Raw genomic sequence first — 16,465 nt, forward strand, 5'->3', positions numbered from 1 at the left:
CGCCTGACGGCGGCCATGTTCCCGCCAAAGCGGGGGTCTGGCCGGCCTCCCTATATAAAGGAAGCCCGCCGGATTGGTTACATTTTCGGCATACCGCCACCGGGCAGCATGCCGCCAAGGCCGCGCATCATCTTGGTCATGCCGCCCTTGGCGGAGAATTTCTTCATCATTTTCTGCATCTGCTTGTGCTGCTTGATCAAGCGGCCGATATCCTGCACCTGGGTGCCGGAACCCAAGGCGATGCGGCGCTTGCGCGAACCGCTGATCAGGTCGGGGTCGCGGCGCTCGGCAGGGGTCATGGAGTTGATGATCGCCTCCATCTGCTTGAACTGCTTCTCGGCGGCGCCCTGGGCGTTGCCCATCTGCGACAGGTTCATGCCACCGATGCTCGGCAGCTTGTCCATCAGGCCACCAAGGCCGCCCATGTTCTTCATTTGCTGCAACTGGTCGCGGAAGTCTTCAAGGTCGAAGCCCTTGCCCTTCTTCAGCTTTTTCGCAAGCTTGTCGGCCTTGGCCTTGTCGATGTTCTGCTCGGCCTGCTCGATCAGGCTGAGCACGTCGCCCATGCCGAGGATGCGCGAGGCGATACGGTCAGGGTGAAACGGCTCCAGGGCCTCGGTCTTCTCGCCCATACCGATGAACTTGATCGGCTTGCCGGTGATGGCGCGCACCGACAGCGCAGCACCGCCACGGGCATCACCGTCGACCTTGGTCAGCACCACGCCGGTCAGCGGCAGGGCGTCGCCGAAGGCCTTGGCGGTGTTGGCGGCATCCTGGCCGGTCATGGCATCGACCACGAACAGCGTCTCGATCGGCTTGACCGCAGCGTGCAGGGCCTTGATCTCGTCCATCATGTCGGCGTCGACGTGCAGGCGACCGGCGGTATCGACGATCACCACGTCGATGAACTTGAGCTTGGCTTCGCGAATGGCCGCCTCGGCGATGGCCACCGGCTTCTGGCTGATGTCGGACGGGAAGAAGGTCACGCCGATGTCGTTGGCCAGGGTTTCCAGCTGCTTGATCGCCGCCGGGCGGTAGACGTCGGCCGACACCACCATCACGCTCTTTTTCTTGCGTTCTTTCAGGTGGCGGGCCAGCTTGCCGGCGGTGGTGGTCTTACCGGCACCTTGCAGGCCGGCCATCAGCACCACCGCCGGTGGCGCGCTGTTCAGCGTCAGCTCTTCGTTGGCGGCGCCCATCAGGCTTTCGAGCTCGGCCTGGACGATCTTCACGAAGGCCTGGCCCGGAGTCAGGCTGCGCGAAACTTCAGTGCCGACCGCACGCTCCTTGACGCTGTTGACGAAATCCTTGACCACCGGCAGGGCGACGTCGGCCTCGAGCAGGGCCATGCGCACTTCGCGCAGCGTGTCCTTGATGTTGTCTTCGGTCAGCTTGGCCTTGCCGGTGACATGGCGCAGCGTCTGTGACAGGCGGTCGGTCAGGTTTTCGAACATGGTGATCCTTTCAGGCCCAGTGAAGCCGAGGTTTTTCAGGTGCCCGTAGCAACGTGCAATTATATTGGACACAGCAAGGCGGCGATTATAGCGGAGACTGCCAGCTGCGCACACCTTGGCGCCGGGTCTCTGGACATTCGGTGGCCTCTTCGCGGGCATTGCATAACCCTCAATCCTGCGCGGCACCTGTAGGAGCCGGCTTGCCGGCGATGAGGCCGGCACAGGCGCCACAGGGTTCCCCGCCCCCGCGATTGATACGCAGTCTTCCTTGCCCACCGGGTTCTATGCCAAACTCCGTCCCTTTAGGGCTTGCCTGCCAGGACTTATGCTCTCTTCACCCAGCCTCATTCCCAACCTTATCGCCGCCTTCCTTTATGTGGCCGCGACGGTCTTCCAGGCCACCGGCCTTGCCCGTGGTGTCAAGGCAGACAAGCGCCTGCTCGGCCTGCTCGGTGTATTGGCCGTGCTTGCCCAGGGCGGCGCGCTGTTCTTCCAGCTGATCACCCCGTTGGGCCTGAGCCTGGACTTCTTCAGCGCCGCCAGCCTGATCGCCGTGGCCGTCATCGCCTTGACCCTGCTCGCCTGCCTGAGCATCCCGGTGGAGAACCTGCTGGTGCTGCTGTTCCCGCTGGGGGCTGTCACCGCCCTGCTGGCCCAGTTCGCCCCGCCGGGCACGGTGCCGCTGATCAACGAAGAACCTGGCATCCTCGCCCATATTCTGCTGTCTATCCTGGCCTACGGCCTGTTCACCATCGCCGTGTTCCAGGCCCTGCTGCTGCTGCTGCAGGACCGCCAGTTGAAGAACAAGCACCCGTCCGGCATGATCCGCAACTTCCCGCCCCTGCAAACCATGGAGAGCCTGCTGTTCGGCTTCCTCTGGGCCGGCTGGGTCCTGCTGTCGCTGTCGTTGATTTCCGGCTGGCTGTTCCTCGACAACCTGTTCGCCCAGCACCTGGTGCACAAGACCCTGCTGGCCTGCGTGGCCTGGGTGGTGTTCAGCGTGCTGCTGTGGGGCCGCACCCGCCTGGGCTGGCGTGGCCACAAGGCAATCCGCTGGACCCTGGCCGGTTTCTGCCTGCTGATGCTGGCCTATTTCGGCAGCAAGCTGGTCCGCGAATTCATCCTGCACATCTGACGGCCGAATATGGACACCCTGCCGTACGCCCCGCTGCTCGGCACCCTCGCACTGGCCCTGCTGTGGTCGGCGCTGTTCACCGCCGTGGACATCGCCCGCCAGCAGCTCAACGGCCATGGCGAACCTTCGCTACCGGCCCAGGCCCTGGTGCTGTGCGCCAGTTTCGGCAAGCTGCTGGTACTGGGCCTGGCCTGCCTGATCGGCCAGCGCTACAACGGTGAGCACGGCTTCTGGACGGCCGGCCTGGCAGGTGCAATCACCCTGCTGGTACTGGCCGAATACCTGCCCCGGCGCCTGGCCAGGCGCAACCCGCAGGCATTTGTCAGCCTCGGTGCCAGCCTGCTCAAACTCCCGCTCACCCTGCTGCAGCCGCTGGCCTGCGTGCTGGACGGCATCGCCCGGCTGATCCTGCGCCCGTTCCGCGTGCAGCCCAACGCCGTGGCACTGCACCCGCAGCAAGAAAGCGACGAGTTCGACGACGAGCCTCAGGAGCCCGCCCGCCACGGCCTGCTCGAAGGCCTGCAGGCACTGGACAAGGTCACCGTCAACGACATCCTGATCCCGCGCAACGAAGTCGACGGCATCAACCTCGACGACCCCATCGAGCAGATCATCGAGCAGTTGATCGTCAGCCGGCATACCCGCCTGCCGGTGTACCACAACGACATCAACCAGGTTGAAGCGGTGCTCAACACCAAGCTCATCAGCCACCTGCTGCCACGCGCAGAACTCACCCTCGGGCAGTTGCAGGCCGCCTGCTACGAGCCCTACTTCGTCCCCGAGAGCACGCCCCTGCAGCTGCAACTGCTGAACTTCCACAAGCAGCAGCGGCGCATGGGCGTGGTGGTGGACGAGTACGGCGAAGTGCTGGGCATCGTCACCCTGGAGGATATCCTCGAGGAGATCGTCGGCGAATTCGAGGACGAGCACAGCCTCGACAACCCCCACGTCCACCCGCAGCCCGACGGGCGCTTCATCATCGAAGGCACCGCCTCGCTGCGCGAGATCAACCGCTCGCTGGGCTGGCACCTGCCCTGCGACGGCGGGCCGAAAACCCTCAACGGCCTGGTCACCGAGGCACTGGAAAGCATCCCGGAAAGCGCGGTGTGCCTGAAAATCGGCCGCTACCGCCTGGAAATCCTCGAAACCGAGGACAATTGCGCGAGCAAGGTACTGGTCTGGACCGTGACCCGATAGCTATACTCCGGTCACGCTTATCAAGCCCTGCCGCCACGCCCGCTTACCCGCAACCGGCGTTCCACGGCCAGTCCGCACCACTGACACGCCCCGCGGTCCTGCTTCACCACCCCGAACAGTGCCCGCCCCCGCCTCTACCCCCGGGCCATCGTCAGTCGCGCGAACCATAACAATACGCTCCGGCCGCCCTGCGCCTGTCGCCTGGCCGCGCCCTGTGGAGCATCGACTGTCAGGGACCTACACAATGACAACCAGCAGCACCTGCGCCGGCTCTGCCCCGGCGTCCCCGGTCAACTCGCCTGCCCGGGTGGCCACTGCCAGCTTCATCGGCACCGCCATCGAGTTCTACGATTTCTACGTCTACGCCACCGCCGCCGCCCTGGTGATCGGGCCGATCTTCTTCCCGTCTGGTTCCGGCACCGTGCAAATGCTCGCGGCCTTCCTCACTTTCGGCATCGCCTTCCTCGCCCGGCCCTTGGGCTCGGCGCTGTTCGGCCACTTCGGCGACCGCATCGGGCGCAAGTCGACCCTGGTGGCCTCGCTGTTGCTGATGGGTGTGTCGACCACGCTGATCGGCGTACTGCCTGGCTACGACAGCATCGGCATCTGGGCCCCGATCATCCTCTGCGTGCTGCGCTTCGGCCAGGGCCTGGGGCTGGGCGGCGAATGGGGGGGCGCGGCGCTGCTGGCCACCGAGAACGCCCCCGAAGGCAAGCGCGCCTGGTTCGGCATGTTCCCGCAACTGGGCCCGTCGATCGGTTTTCTGGCTGCCAACGGCCTGTTCCTGACCCTGGCGCTGGTGCTCAGCGACGAGCAGTTCCGCGAGTGGGGCTGGCGTATCCCGTTCCTGCTCAGCGCAGCCCTGGTGCTGGTCGGCCTGTATGTGCGCCTGAAACTTGAGGAAAGCCCGGTGTTCGCCAAGGCCGTGGCACGCCACGAGCGGGTGAAAATGCCGGTGGTCGAGCTGTTCAGCCAGTACTGGCTGCCGACCGTGCTGGGCGCCGCCGCCATGGTGGTGTGCTACGCGCTGTTCTATATCTCGACGGTGTTCTCGCTGAGCTACGGCGTGTCGACCCTGGGCTACAGCCGCGAAAGCTTCCTCGCCATGCTGTGCTTCGCAGTGGTGTTCATGGCCCTGGCCACGCCACTGTCGGCCTGGCTCAGCGACCGCTACGGGCGCAAGCCGGTGCTGATCGTCGGCGGCCTGCTGGCGGTGGCTTCGGGCTTTGCCATGGAACCGCTGCTGACCTCTGGTTCCACTACCGGGGTGACGCTGTTCCTGAGCATCGAGCTGTTCCTGATGGGGGTGACCTTCGCCCCGATGGGCGCCCTGCTGCCTGAGCTGTTCCCGACCCACGTGCGCTACACCGGCGCCTCGGCGGCCTACAACCTGGGCGGCATCGTCGGCGCTTCGGCGGCACCGTTCTTCGCCCAGCAGTTGGTAAGCATGGGTGGGTTGAGCTGGGTGGGGGGGTATGTGTCGGCGGCAGCGGTGATCAGCCTGATTGCTGTCTTGTGCCTGAAAGAGACGCGCGATACCGCGCTTTGAGCCGCTGAAAACGATCGCGGGGCAAGCCCGCTCCCACGCGTGCCACAAGGCACAGGTGGGAGCGGGCTTGCCCCGCGATGCATTTCAGGTCAGAACTCGACCTTGACCGCCTGCGCAGCGCGGGTGGCCTTGGCCCGGGCAGCCTCGATCGACTCGTCGCGGGCCAGGCACACACCCATGCGCCGGGTGCCGTTGATTTCCGGCTTGCCGAACAGGCGGATGGCGGTGTCCGGCTCGCTCAGGGCAGCGTTCAGGTTGGCAAAGCTGGTCTGCTGCGACTGGCCTTCCGGCAGGATCACCGCCGAAGCCGACGGACCGAACTGGCGCACGGTCGGGATCGGCAGGCCGAGGATGGCCCGGGCGTGCAGGGCGAACTGCGACAGGTCTTGCGAAATCAGGGTCACCAGGCCCGTATCGTGCGGGCGCGGCGAGACTTCGCTGAACCACACCTGGTCGCCTTTCACGAACAATTCCACGCCGAACAGGCCACGCCCACCCAAGGCATCGGTGACCGCCTGGGCCACCCGCTGCGACTCGGCCAGGGCTTTCGGGCTCATCGCCTGGGGCTGCCAGGACTCCTGGTAGTCGCCCTTCTCCTGGCGGTGACCGACCGGCGCCAGGAAGGTGGTGCCGCCCACGTGGCGCACGGTCAGCAGGGTGATTTCGTATTCGAAGTCGATGAAGCCTTCGATGATCACTCGGCCCTTGCCGGCGCGGCCGCCTTCCTGGGCGTAGTCCCAGGCTTTTTGCAGGTCGTCGGCGCTGCGCAGCAGGCTCTGGCCCTTGCCCGACGAGCTCATCACCGGCTTGACCACGCACGGGTAGCCCAGGTCGGCCACAGCCTTGCTGTAGTCTTCGAAGGTATCGGCAAAGTGGTACGGCGAGGTCGGCAGGTCCAGCTCTTCAGCGGCCAGGCGGCGGATGCCTTCGCGGTTCATGGTCAGCTGGGTGGCGCGGGCGGTTGGCACCACGGTGAAACCTTCGCTTTCCAGCTCAACCAGGGTGGCGGTGGCGATGGCTTCGATCTCGGGGACGATGTAGTGCGGTTTTTCGGCTTCGATCACCGCACGCAGGGCCACGCCGTCGAGCATGTTGATCACATGGCTGCGGTGCGCAACCTGCATGGCCGGGGCGTTGGCATAGCGGTCCACGGCGATCACCTCGACGCCCAGGCGCTGCAGCTCGATCACCACTTCCTTGCCCAGCTCGCCGCAGCCGCACAGCAGTACACGGGTCGCGGTCGGCGACAATGGGGTTCCGATACGGGTCATTTCAGGTCCTCGAAGGCGTCCGGGGCGGCGCTACGGGTGGCGCTGCCCGCTGAAAAAGGACCGGTATTCTACACCCGCGCGAGGCGCTTCGGGGCTGCTTTGCAGTTCATCCCGCAGGTTCAGCTGGCCACGGCTGCCCTGCGCGCCCGCCAGGCCATGATCAACCACACGGCGGTAACGCCGGCGAACTTCGACGCCATGGCGGTGCCGACCACCACCGGCGTGAGCGCGCCGATCATGCCGAAGAAGATGAAGGTGTCCACCGGGATGCTCAGCGCCGAACTCAGCCACAGGCGGTCACGCAAGGGCCGGCGGGTGATGCTGAACACCAGCCAGTCGATCAGCTCGGAAATGAAGAACGCCGTGGCACTGGCCAGGGCAATGGCCGGCTCCGAGGTGACGTAGGACAGCACCAGCGCCACCAGCATCGCCAGCAGCGCGCCATGGCCGTAGCGGGTCTGCACCATGTCGCGCAGGATGAACACCAACCCGCCCCAGGCGGACCAGATCACGTCCAGGTGCGGGGCGCTGGAGAAGGCGTAGTTGATGAGCACCACGCTGCTGATGTAGGCGATGAGGTAGAACATGGGCTTTTGCGATCATTGGGCAAGCCGGGCAGGTTAATGCGTATGGCCATCGCCGGCAAGCCGGCTCCTACAGGCGACCGCGCAATCCTGTAGGAGCCGGCTTGCCGGCGATGAGGGCACCAGCTCAAAAACCGATCACCAACCCCGCCGCCACCGCCCGCTCATGGCAAAGCTTGAGCACCACCCGCCGCTCGGCGTTATCCATGCGCCCCCAGCGGGTGATCTCGTCCACCGTGCGCTGGCAGCCGGTGCAGATATCCTGCTCGTCCAGCGCGCACACGCTCACGCAGGGCGAGGCCACTGGCCGCTCGCGGGGGGCGGCGTCAGTCATCGTCAGCCACCAGGTCGCGGGCATAACGCTCGGCGTTGTGCACGTAATGCGCGGCGCTGGCTTCGAGCATGCGCATCTGCTGCTCGGTGAGCTCGCGCACCACCTTGCCCGGCGAGCCCATCACCAGCGAACCGTCGGGGATGACCTTGCCTTCGGGGATCAGCGCATTGGCGCCGATGATGCAGTGTTTGCCGATGCGCGCGCCGTTAAGTATTACCGCGTTGATGCCCACCAGGCTGTAGTCGTCCACCGTGCAGCCATGCAGCATGGCGTTGTGGCCGATGGTCACGCCCTTGCCCAAGGTCAGCGGCGAGCCCATGTCGGTGTGCATTACCGTACCGTCCTGGACGTTGCTGCCCTCGCCGATGTCGATCAGCTCGTTGTCGCCGCGCAGCACCGCACCGAACCACACGCTGGCACGGGCCTGCAGGCGCACCTTGCCGATCAGCGTGGCGGTGGGGGCGGTCCAACTGGTGGGGTGGGCTTCGACCTTCATGTCGCCCAGACGGTATTTCATGTGTGGCTCCTCAGGGTTTGGCGCAGTCGGCGGGGTTGGCCCCGCTCAGTTCTGGATGAAACGCTCCGGCGGCTGGTGCAGGCTGATGCCGGCGTCGTACAGCAGGTTGACCAGCTCGACGATCATGATCGCCGACAGTCCCCAGATCTTGTAGTCGCCGTAACGGTAGCTGGGCACGTACCAGCTGCGGCCCTGGTAGTCGATACGGTGGGTGTGGTCACGCGGGTCCTGGCGGAAGAACTCCAGCGGCACGGTGAACACTGCAGCGATTTCAGCATCGTTGGCGCGGTATTCGACGTAGTCGGGGATCAGCCCGACGAACGGCGTCACTTTCAGGCCATGCAACGAAATCAGCGGGCTGAGCGGGCCGATCACCTCGACCAGCCCCGGTGGCAGGCCGATTTCTTCCTCGGCCTCGCGCAGCGCGGTGAATACCAGGTCCGGGTCTTCCGGGTCGCGCCGCCCGCCGGGAAATGCTACTTCACCGCCGTGGGTGGACAACCCCTTGGCGCGCAAGGTCAACACCAGCTCCGGCTCTTCGCTGCGGGTGATGGGCAGCAGCACCGCCGCTTCCGGGAAGCGCCGATCCACCTCCAGCGAGGCGGGGGTGTGGTTGCTCATTCGGCGAAGAAGCTCGTCCAGCATTACGCACTCTCGTGTCCAAGGCCTGCCGTGCATGATGCACCAAAAGCCGCGGGGCACCCAAGCCCCGCCCGCCGGGCGCCGCTTGCAGCGGGCGGGCCGGGCGCGCCAAGATAGCTCGAACCTACAGGAATGAAAGCATGAAATTCTGCAGCGCGTGCGGCCAGCCCGTTACCCAGCGCATACCCGAGGGCGACAGCCGCCCGCGGTACGTATGCGACCATTGCCAGACCATCCATTACCAGAACCCCAACATCGTTGCCGGGGTGCTGCCCACCTGGGGCAGCCAGGTGCTGCTGTGCCGGCGTGCCATCGAGCCGCGCCGGGGCTTCTGGACGCTCCCAGCGGGGTTCATGGAAAACGGCGAAACCCTCGACGCTGCCGCCCGTCGCGAAACCGTCGAAGAAGCCTGCGCCCGGGTGGGCGAAACCAGCCTGTACCAGCTGTTCGACCTGCCGCACATCAACCAGGTGCACGTGTTCTTTCGCGCCGAACTTGCCGACCTGGACTTTGCCGTGGGCGAGGAGAGCCTGGAAGTGCGCCTGTTCGAGGAACATGAAGTCCCGTGGGGCGAGCTGGCTTTCCGCACCGTCACGCGCACACTAGAATGCTACTATCGCGACCGCATCAGGCAGCACTACCCCATAGGCCATGAATACCTGCCGCCGATGAACGTTTCGTCGCCCACCACTTGAGTCTTCAGGGATACGGTTTCATGCGCTGGTTGCTTGCCCTTTTCTGCCTCGGAATCGCCTCGCTGTCGCAGGCGGCCTACACCGAAACCATCATCCGCAAGCCGCTTTCGGCGGCGCCGGCGCCCACCACCCCTGCCGCCCCGGCGGTTCAGGAGCGGCTGATCGACAAGGTGCTGGTGCTCAAGTCCGAACGCCGCCTGCAGCTGATCAGCCGTGGCGAGCCACTGAAGACCTACCGCATCTCCCTGGGCAAGCAGCCCAAGGGTGCCAAGGAGCGCGAGGGCGACAAGAGAACCCCCGAAGGCTTGTACTGGCTGGACTGGCGCAAGGTCAGCGACCGCTACAACCTGGCCATGCACATTTCCTACCCGAACATCACCGACGCCGCCAAGGCGCGCCGCGAGGGGGTCAGTGCCGGCAGCATGATCATGATCCACGGCACGCCGATCAACGAGGAGTACCCCGAGTGGTACTTCCACACCTTGGACTGGACCGAAGGCTGCATCGCCATGCGCAACGACGACATGCGCGAGGTGTGGAGCCTGGTCAAGGACGGCACGCTGATCGAGATCAGGCCCTGACGGGGCATAAGCACCGCCCACCTGCAGGAGCGGCCTTGTGTCGCGAAGGGGTGCGTAGCGCCCCCGGTTTCCGGGCATCATGCGTTATCGCCGGGGCTGCTGCGCAGCCCTTTCGCGGCACAAGGCCGCTCCTACAAAGACCGTGCTCAATCTTTGCGAAACGCGCTTGTTACATAACCTTTCGGCAAAGAAATCACCTACAAAACTAAGTAATTTTTCCGACGCCAATCAAGGCACGAGACCGCATCCAGCCGGCTAGACGCATCCATAAAATCCACGCAACCGAGTACCTCAGCCGTACACGAATTGCGGGATTATCCGATGCCCAAAACGCTCAGCCGTGCTCTCACATTGCCCCTGGCCTGCCTTCTGCTGCACCTGGCCAGCCCCTCTGCGGCTTACGCCTCGGACCCGGCCAGCCAGCAACTGCGCGAGCAGCGCCAGGCCACCGAGCATTTCGAACGCCAACAGCGCCTGCACCGCTGGCAACGCCAGGAGCAAGGCAACCAGTCACCCGTTGACAGCTCACCAGACCAGACCGACGGCCCCTGCTTCCCGATAAGCGGCCTGCGCCTGGCCGGCAACCGCCGGCTTTCGGCCAGCGAGCTGGAACGCACCTTGCGCCCGTTGCTGCAGCCCTGCCTCGGCGTACCGGGCATCAACCAGTTGCTGCGCGCCATCACCCAAGGCTACGTACAGGCCGGCTACCCGCTGGCCCGCCCCTACCTGGGCAGCGCGCCCCGGGCCGGCGAGCCGCTGGACATCCTGATCGTCGAAGGCCATGTCGAAGCCATCGAACTGACCGAGCCGCTGCCGTTGTCGCTGCAAGGCGCCTTCCCTGCCCTGCTGGGCCAGCCATTGCACCTGCCCGACCTGGAACAGGGCCTGGACCAGCTCAACCGCCTGCGCGCCTTTGAGGTCACCGCCGAACTGCTGCCCGGCCAGGCGCCCGGAAGCACTCGGGTCGCCATCACCCCGCGCCAGGTGCGCAGCCGCTGGCACCTCGAAGGCCGCTTCGACAACCGTGGCAGCGAACTGACCGGGCGCAATCGCCTCAACCTCGGGCTGGGCATCGACAGCCCGCTGGGCCTGAACGACGACCTGCGCCTGTCGCAGCTTGCGACCGTACTCGGCGCCCCGGGCCAGAGCCGCGGCCTGAGCCTGTACTACAACATCCCCTACGGCCCCTGGAGCTTCACCCTCAACGCCAGCCAGCTGAGCTACAGCGCCCCGCTGCCCAACGGCCTGCAGGCCGAGGGCGGCAGCCGATTCCAGGGTTTGGCCGCCGAACGCCTGCTGTGGCGCAACCAGCACGGCATGCTCAGTGCAGGGGTGCGGCTGGACCGCAAGCAGCTGGAGAACCAGCTCAAGGGCCAGCAACTCAAGCTGCAGAGCACCACGCTCACCACCCTGCATGCCGGGCTCAACCTGCTGTGGCTCGAACACGGCCTGTGGAGCGCCTCGCTGGGTATAAGCCAGGGGCTAGATGCCCTCGGTGCCGACCACGCCATACGCGCCCGCCGCGCCCCGCAGCCGGACTTTCGCAAGTACCGCGCCAGCCTGCTGTACCTGGCCCAGGCGCCACCTGCTCACCCCTGGCGCTGGCAGAGCGAGCTGAACCTGCAGTACAGCCCGGACTTTCTGCCCGCCGTCGAACAGCTGGCGCTCAACGACGACAGCGCCGTGCGCGGCGTACGCCAACTCACCATCACGGGTGCCACTGGCGCCGTCTGGCGCAACACCCTCAGCTACCCCATCAGCTTTTTTTCATCGCCGACGGTGCAGCTGCGCCCATTCCTCGGCGTGGACCTCGGCTGGGCCCGCTTCGACCAGGGCAGCCCCTCGCAACGCCTGGCCGGCAGCGCCATCGGCCTTGAGCTGAGCCTGCCCGGCAACCGCATCCGCCTTGACTACCAGCGCGCGCTGTATGCCAGCGACCTGCGGCGACGGGCACTCGAACCTGGGTACTGGGGCCTGGAGTGGTCCCTCGACCTCTGACTCACCCACAGAAAGGAGAGCACCACAATGACCCATGACTCGACATCACGCCCGCTGCGCCCCGACCGCCTGCGCTGGGCAATTTTCCTCTGCCTGCTGGCACCGCCGGCCCTGCACGCCGCAGCCCCCTTGCAGCCGGCCAGTGGCCCCGGCGGCACACCGATCATCAACAATGCCCACGGCGTGCCGGTGATCGACATCGTCGCGCCCAACGCCGGAGGCCTATCGCACAACCAGTTCCTCGACTACAACGTCGAGCGCCAGGGCCTGGTGCTGAACAACGCCGTGCAGGCCGGCCAGTCGCAACTGGCCGGCGCGCTGGGCGCCAACCCGCAGTTCCGCGGCCAGGCTGCCTCGACCATCCTCAACGAGGTGATCAGCCGCCACGCCTCGCTGATCGAAGGCCCCCAGGAAATCTTCGGCCACGCCGCCGACTACATCCTGGCCAACCCCAACGGCATCACCCTCAACGGCGGCAGCTTCATCAACACCACCCGCGCAGGCTTTTTGGTCGGCACGCCGGTGATCGAGGACCAGCGCATCCAGTACCTCGACACCCTGCAGGCCGACGGCGCGCTTAGCGTGCAGGCCGGTGGCCAGAGCAACCTCGACGGCGCGCTCGACCTGATCGCCCCGCGCATCGACAGCCAGGGCCCCTTGCAAGCCAAGAACGACCTGAACCTCACCGCCGGCCGCAACCGCCTGGATGCCAGCTCCGGCGAAGTGCTGCAGCACCTGCCAAGCACCCCGTCGAGCATCGATGCCAGCCTGTTCGGTGCCATGCGCGCCGGGCGCATCAGCGTGCGCAGCACCGCCGAAGGCGCCGGCGTGCGGGTGGGCGGCGTCGAACTACAGGCCGACGACAGCCTCAGCTTGCACTCGGCCGGTGACCTGCAGCTCACCGCCACCCAGGGCAAGGCCCGGCAGGTCGAAGCCCATGCCGGGCAAAACCTGATACTCGACGCCGACACCCGCGAAAATGTGCAACGCGACCGCGAAGCCTGGAACAAGAAAGCCTGGTTCATCACCACCGAAACCTACAACCGTGACCGCACGCAAACCGACCGCACGCAACAAGGCACGCACTTGCAGGCCAGCGAAAGCCTGTCGCTCGACGCAGGCTCCGACCTGCAACTGACCTCTGCAGAATTGAAGGCCGGCACCACCCTGGCGCTGCACAGCGGTGGTGACATGGTGATCGAGGCCGGTATCGACAGCCGCAAGGTCGAGGAGCAGGTTCGCCACCGCAAGCACCTGTGGCGCGGGGACAGCGACAGCGAGCAGTACAGCGAAAGTGCCAGCGCCAGCACCCTGGAGGGCGGCACCCTGGTGGCCAGCGCGGGGCACAACCTGCGCGTACGCGCCAGCGAACTACGCAGCCAGGGCGACCTGCAACTGCAAGCTCGCCAGGTCGAGGTGGGCGAACAGGCACTCAGCGAAAGTGGCAACCAGCGTGATTACCGCGGCGACCTGGTGTCCGGCACGTTTTTCGGTAACCGCAAGGGTAACGACACCCAGGGCAGCCAGGCCGCCGGCAGCACGCTGCGGGCCGAAGGCAAGCTCGAGGTGGCAGCCGAAGGCATGAGTATTCGCGGTAGCACAGTCAGCAGCGGCGGCGACGCCGTGCTGTACAGCAACAAGGCCGGCTTGACCGTGGAAGCCGCCTATAGCACGCGGCAATCGCAGCAGCACGACCGTAGCAGCCAGGTGTTCGGGCTGACGGGGAAAAGCAGCCAGAGCAAGAGCGATAGTGACGAAGTGCTGGTCAGTGACGTGCGCTCCAGCAGCAACCTGCGCCTGGCCAGCGCCGACGAGCTGAAGGTCAAGGGCGCCACCCTCGCCGCAGGGGGCAAGCTCGAACTGGATGCCAAGGGCCAATTGCGCCTGGAAAGCGCGCAGGCCAGCCACAGCAGCGAGAGCAACGAGCAGCAGCGCTACTTCACCGCCAGCGCCCGGCAAACCCAGCATGCCCAGGACGGCAAACCCGACTCGCGGCAGTTCGAGGCCAGGGTCGGCTACGAGGTGGCCTCGGTCGAGCAGCAGCAATCCGCCACCGGGCAAGTCGCCAGCAGCCTGAGCGGCGCCAGCGTCGACCTGCACAGCGGCGCGCAACTGGTCGCCAGCGGCGCGCAGGTCAAGGCCACCGCCGGCGACCTGACGCTCAAGGCCGCCGAGGTGCAACTGAATGCGGCCCAGGCCAGCGAGCAAAGCAGCACGGTCACTACCCGCAGTGGCGGCGGCCTGGCCGTGACCGGCGGCATCGACCGCGTGGGCAGCGCCTTCGAAGGCCACCACAACCGCGACGGCCTCAGCGAAAGCAGCACCACGGCGCAGGCCAGCGAGCTGAAAGCCAGCGGCGACTTGCACCTTGAGACCGCGCAGCTGGCCAGCGAAGGGGCCAAGGTGCAGGCCGACGGCCAACTGCTGGTGAATGCCGGGCGCATCGACAACCGCGCCGCCGCCGACACCACTGCGCGCGAAACCTCCAGCAACCATTGGCAGGGCAGCCTGGGCGCCAGCATCGAATACCGGGATATTTCCCGGCCCATCGAGCGCCTGGTCGAAGGGCGCGAGGCGGCGCGCTTCCAGCAGGCCGGTATCGAAGATGCCCTGGCGCCCCCCAGCGTGGGCGCAGACTTTGCCATCGAGCACCTGGCACGCCGGCAAACCGACAGCACCAGCACGGCCCGGGCCAGCCAGTTCAGCGGCGCGGCAGTGAAGGTGCAAGCCGACAGCATCCAGGACCAGGGCACCCACTACAGCGCCACCAACGGCCAGTTGCGCATCGACGCCAACCAGCATCAGTTGCTGGCAGCCAGCGACCAGCAGCGCCACGAGGTGCACCGTACCGATGTGGCGGGCGGCCTGCGGGTCGACACCAGCACCGGCGAGGACATCAACGGCCGCCTCGAAGGCAAGCTCGGCACCTTGAGCGACGTGCAGACCACCACCCTCGCCCGCCCGGGCAGCCTGCTCGGCCAGACCGGCATCCAGGTGCAACTGGGTAGCGATGGCCGTTACGAAGGCACGCGCATAGACGCAGGCAGCGGCCCGGCCAGCCTCGTCAGCGGCGGCAAGCTGACCCTGGCCGCCGCCCATGACCGCAGCACTCAAGGCAAGAGCCAACTGGACGCCAGCCTGTGGGCCAAAGGCGGCAACCGCCCCGGCAGCACCGGGCTGGATGCGCGCGGGTACGCCGACTACAGCACCCGCGAAAGCGAAGATGCCACGGCCCAGGTCGCCAGCGTACAGGCCAAGGGCCCGGTGGTGTTGAGCAGCAGCGCCGACCTCAGCGTGGAGGGTGCGCGCATCGGGGCCGCAGGCGATATCACCCTGCATAGCGACGGCACAGTGAAGGTGCTGGCCGCCAACAGCAGCCACCGGGCCAGCGGCAACACCCTGGGTGGCGGCCTGGAGGTGGCGCTGACCCAAGGCACCGGCAAGGGCGGCGGCCTGGGTGGCCACTTCACCAGCGCCAAGGTGGATGAAGACAGCCAGCAGGCGGTGAACGCCCATTTCGCAAGCCAGGGCAGCCTGCAGCTCACCAGCCTTGCCCGTGATGACCAGGCCCTGCAGGTGCAAGGGTTGCAGGCCAGCGCCGCGCGAATTGGCCTGGACGCACGCAATGGCGGCTTGCTGGTGGAGGCCTCCAGTCAACGGGACTGGCGCAACAACCTCGACGTCACCGCCGGCGCAGGCCTGCGCCTGAACCGTGGCGAAACCACCGACAAGGACATCCGCGCCCTGCACGGCCGGGTGCAGGTAGCCGTGGACAAGCGCGACAACCAGACCTGGAACGACAGCACCCTGCGCGCCGACCACATCGAGCTGAACAGCCGCGGCGACACCCGCATCGAGGGCGCAAGGCTTGAGGCCGAGCGTATCGAGGGCAAGGTGGGCGGCGACCTGCTGGTGGCCAGCCGCAAGGACCGGGTCGACAGCCTGACGGTCGCCGTCGACGGGCGCCTGAGCCAGGAGAAGAACCCCCAGGGCCATATCAATGCCGCCAGTGCGCTGGCCGGGCCCGCCTCGGGCAAGGTGCGGGAAAAGGCCGGCAAGGCCCTGGCCCGCAGCGAGCCTGCACTCTCCCCCACCGTCAAGGTGCAGGTCAGTCGCCAGCAGCGCGACAGCGTCACCCGGCAGACCACCCTGGCCGGCAGCCAGGGCATCGACCTGAAAGTCGGCGGCGATACCCGCCTGGTGGGCGCCCGGTTGCAGGCCAGTGAAGGCAGCGTGGCGCTGGGCAGCAGCACTGTCACCCGCGAAACCCTGACCGGCAGCGATTCGCGCCGGGATGTGTCGGTGGACCTGAGCAACTCGCCGGTCGATATCGGCACTGCCCTGGTTGGCAGCTTCAAGGACAAGGGCGCCGCGCAGGGTGAAAACGCCCTCGACCTGGGCCTGCTGCGCACCAGCGGCTACAGCCGCAACACCGAGCTGACCTCGAGCATCGACAGCAAGCGTTAAACCACAGGGCCCGGGTAAGCCCGTAATGTTGTTCACTTAAA

13 protein-coding genes are annotated in these 16,465 nt (G+C 66.4%); 7 read left to right on the plus strand and 6 right to left on the minus strand.

The window, feature by feature from the left end; all coding sequences use genetic code 11:
* Positions 1-77 precede the first annotated feature (77 nt).
* On the minus strand, positions 78-1,454 hold the full coding sequence (gene ffh / locus KSS94_RS21355) for a signal recognition particle protein (protein WP_217840042.1): 1,377 nt from the start codon (positions 1,452-1,454) through the stop codon (positions 78-80).
* Between the two features lie 325 nt (positions 1,455-1,779).
* Between ffh and KSS94_RS21360 the strand changes: the two genes are divergently transcribed.
* The 3 genes from KSS94_RS21360 (at position 1,780) to KSS94_RS21370 (ending at position 5,335) form a co-directional block, all read left to right on the plus strand.
* Entirely contained in the window at positions 1,780-2,589 is an 810-nt protein-coding gene (locus KSS94_RS21360; protein WP_217840043.1) for a cytochrome C assembly family protein, read from the plus strand.
* Between the two features lie 9 nt (positions 2,590-2,598).
* Positions 2,599-3,786, plus strand: coding sequence for a transporter associated domain-containing protein (locus KSS94_RS21365; protein WP_217840044.1), 1,188 nt, complete (start codon positions 2,599-2,601; stop codon positions 3,784-3,786).
* Positions 3,787-4,030: 244 nt separating this feature from the next.
* Entirely contained in the window at positions 4,031-5,335 is a 1,305-nt protein-coding gene (locus KSS94_RS21370) for an MFS transporter (RefSeq protein ID WP_217840045.1), read from the plus strand.
* 89 nt (positions 5,336-5,424) lie between these two features.
* On the opposite strand, the gene purT is transcribed toward KSS94_RS21370, so the two are convergent.
* From purT to KSS94_RS21395, 5 genes are all read right to left on the minus strand, one after another.
* The gene (purT, locus tag KSS94_RS21375; protein WP_217840046.1) at positions 5,425-6,606 is read right to left on the minus strand and encodes a formate-dependent phosphoribosylglycinamide formyltransferase; all 1,182 of its coding nucleotides are present in this window, start codon (positions 6,604-6,606) and stop codon (positions 5,425-5,427) included.
* A 119-nt stretch (positions 6,607-6,725) separates the two neighbouring features.
* Positions 6,726-7,193, minus strand: coding sequence for a 7-cyano-7-deazaguanine/7-aminomethyl-7-deazaguanine transporter (locus KSS94_RS21380; RefSeq protein ID WP_217840047.1), 468 nt, complete (start codon positions 7,191-7,193; stop codon positions 6,726-6,728).
* 124 nt (positions 7,194-7,317) lie between these two features.
* Complete coding sequence (locus KSS94_RS21385) at positions 7,318-7,524, minus strand: DUF1289 domain-containing protein (protein WP_217840048.1); 207 nt, start codon at positions 7,522-7,524, stop codon at positions 7,318-7,320.
* Positions 7,517-8,041 carry a gamma carbonic anhydrase family protein gene (locus tag KSS94_RS21390; protein ID WP_217840049.1) on the minus strand — a complete coding sequence of 175 codons (525 nt, stop codon included), beginning with the start codon at positions 8,039-8,041 and terminating at the stop codon, positions 7,517-7,519. Before KSS94_RS21390 ends, KSS94_RS21385 begins: the two co-directional genes overlap by 8 nt.
* Before the next feature lie 45 nt (positions 8,042-8,086).
* Entirely contained in the window at positions 8,087-8,686 is a 600-nt protein-coding gene (locus KSS94_RS21395; RefSeq protein WP_138218733.1) for a CoA pyrophosphatase, read from the minus strand.
* A 137-nt stretch (positions 8,687-8,823) separates the two neighbouring features.
* Here KSS94_RS21395 and KSS94_RS21400 point away from each other — a divergent pair, with 137 nt between their 5' ends.
* The 4 genes from KSS94_RS21400 to KSS94_RS21415 all read left to right on the plus strand — a co-directional run bounded on the left by KSS94_RS21400 (position 8,824) and on the right by KSS94_RS21415 (position 16,424).
* A complete protein-coding gene (locus tag KSS94_RS21400) occupies positions 8,824-9,378 on the plus strand; it encodes an NUDIX hydrolase (RefSeq protein ID WP_217840050.1) in 555 nt (184 codons plus the stop codon).
* Positions 9,379-9,398: 20 nt separating this feature from the next.
* Complete coding sequence (locus KSS94_RS21405) at positions 9,399-9,959, plus strand: L,D-transpeptidase family protein (protein WP_217840051.1); 561 nt, start codon at positions 9,399-9,401, stop codon at positions 9,957-9,959.
* Positions 9,960-10,280: 321 nt separating this feature from the next.
* A complete protein-coding gene (locus tag KSS94_RS21410; protein ID WP_217840052.1) occupies positions 10,281-11,957 on the plus strand; it encodes a ShlB/FhaC/HecB family hemolysin secretion/activation protein in 1,677 nt (558 codons plus the stop codon).
* Positions 11,958-11,984: 27 nt separating this feature from the next.
* Complete coding sequence (locus tag KSS94_RS21415; protein WP_217840053.1) at positions 11,985-16,424, plus strand: hemagglutinin repeat-containing protein; 4,440 nt, start codon at positions 11,985-11,987, stop codon at positions 16,422-16,424.
* The last annotated feature ends 41 nt before the right edge of the window (positions 16,425-16,465 follow it).

This window comes from Pseudomonas fakonensis (assembly GCF_019139895.1).
Lineage (GTDB): Bacteria > Pseudomonadota > Gammaproteobacteria > Pseudomonadales > Pseudomonadaceae > Aquipseudomonas > Aquipseudomonas fakonensis.

Coding starts and splice junctions, on each gene's coding strand:
- KSS94_RS21390 (WP_217840049.1), bottom strand. CDS start 8,041: ATGAAATACCGTCTGGGCGACATGAAGGTCGAAGCCCACCCCACCAGT.
- KSS94_RS21410 (WP_217840052.1), top strand. CDS start 10,281: ATGCCCAAAACGCTCAGCCGTGCTCTCACATTGCCCCTGGCCTGCCTT.
- KSS94_RS21415 (WP_217840053.1), top strand. CDS start 11,985: ATGACCCATGACTCGACATCACGCCCGCTGCGCCCCGACCGCCTGCGC.
- KSS94_RS21400 (WP_217840050.1), top strand. CDS start 8,824: ATGAAATTCTGCAGCGCGTGCGGCCAGCCCGTTACCCAGCGCATACCC.
- KSS94_RS21365 (WP_217840044.1), top strand. CDS start 2,599: ATGGACACCCTGCCGTACGCCCCGCTGCTCGGCACCCTCGCACTGGCC.
- ffh (WP_217840042.1), bottom strand. CDS start 1,454: ATGTTCGAAAACCTGACCGACCGCCTGTCACAGACGCTGCGCCATGTC.
- KSS94_RS21360 (WP_217840043.1), top strand. CDS start 1,780: ATGCTCTCTTCACCCAGCCTCATTCCCAACCTTATCGCCGCCTTCCTT.
- KSS94_RS21370 (WP_217840045.1), top strand. CDS start 4,031: ATGACAACCAGCAGCACCTGCGCCGGCTCTGCCCCGGCGTCCCCGGTC.
- purT (WP_217840046.1), bottom strand. CDS start 6,606: ATGACCCGTATCGGAACCCCATTGTCGCCGACCGCGACCCGTGTACTG.
- KSS94_RS21395 (WP_138218733.1), bottom strand. CDS start 8,686: ATGCTGGACGAGCTTCTTCGCCGAATGAGCAACCACACCCCCGCCTCG.
- KSS94_RS21385 (WP_217840048.1), bottom strand. CDS start 7,524: ATGACTGACGCCGCCCCCCGCGAGCGGCCAGTGGCCTCGCCCTGCGTG.
- KSS94_RS21380 (WP_217840047.1), bottom strand. CDS start 7,193: ATGTTCTACCTCATCGCCTACATCAGCAGCGTGGTGCTCATCAACTAC.
- KSS94_RS21405 (WP_217840051.1), top strand. CDS start 9,399: ATGCGCTGGTTGCTTGCCCTTTTCTGCCTCGGAATCGCCTCGCTGTCG.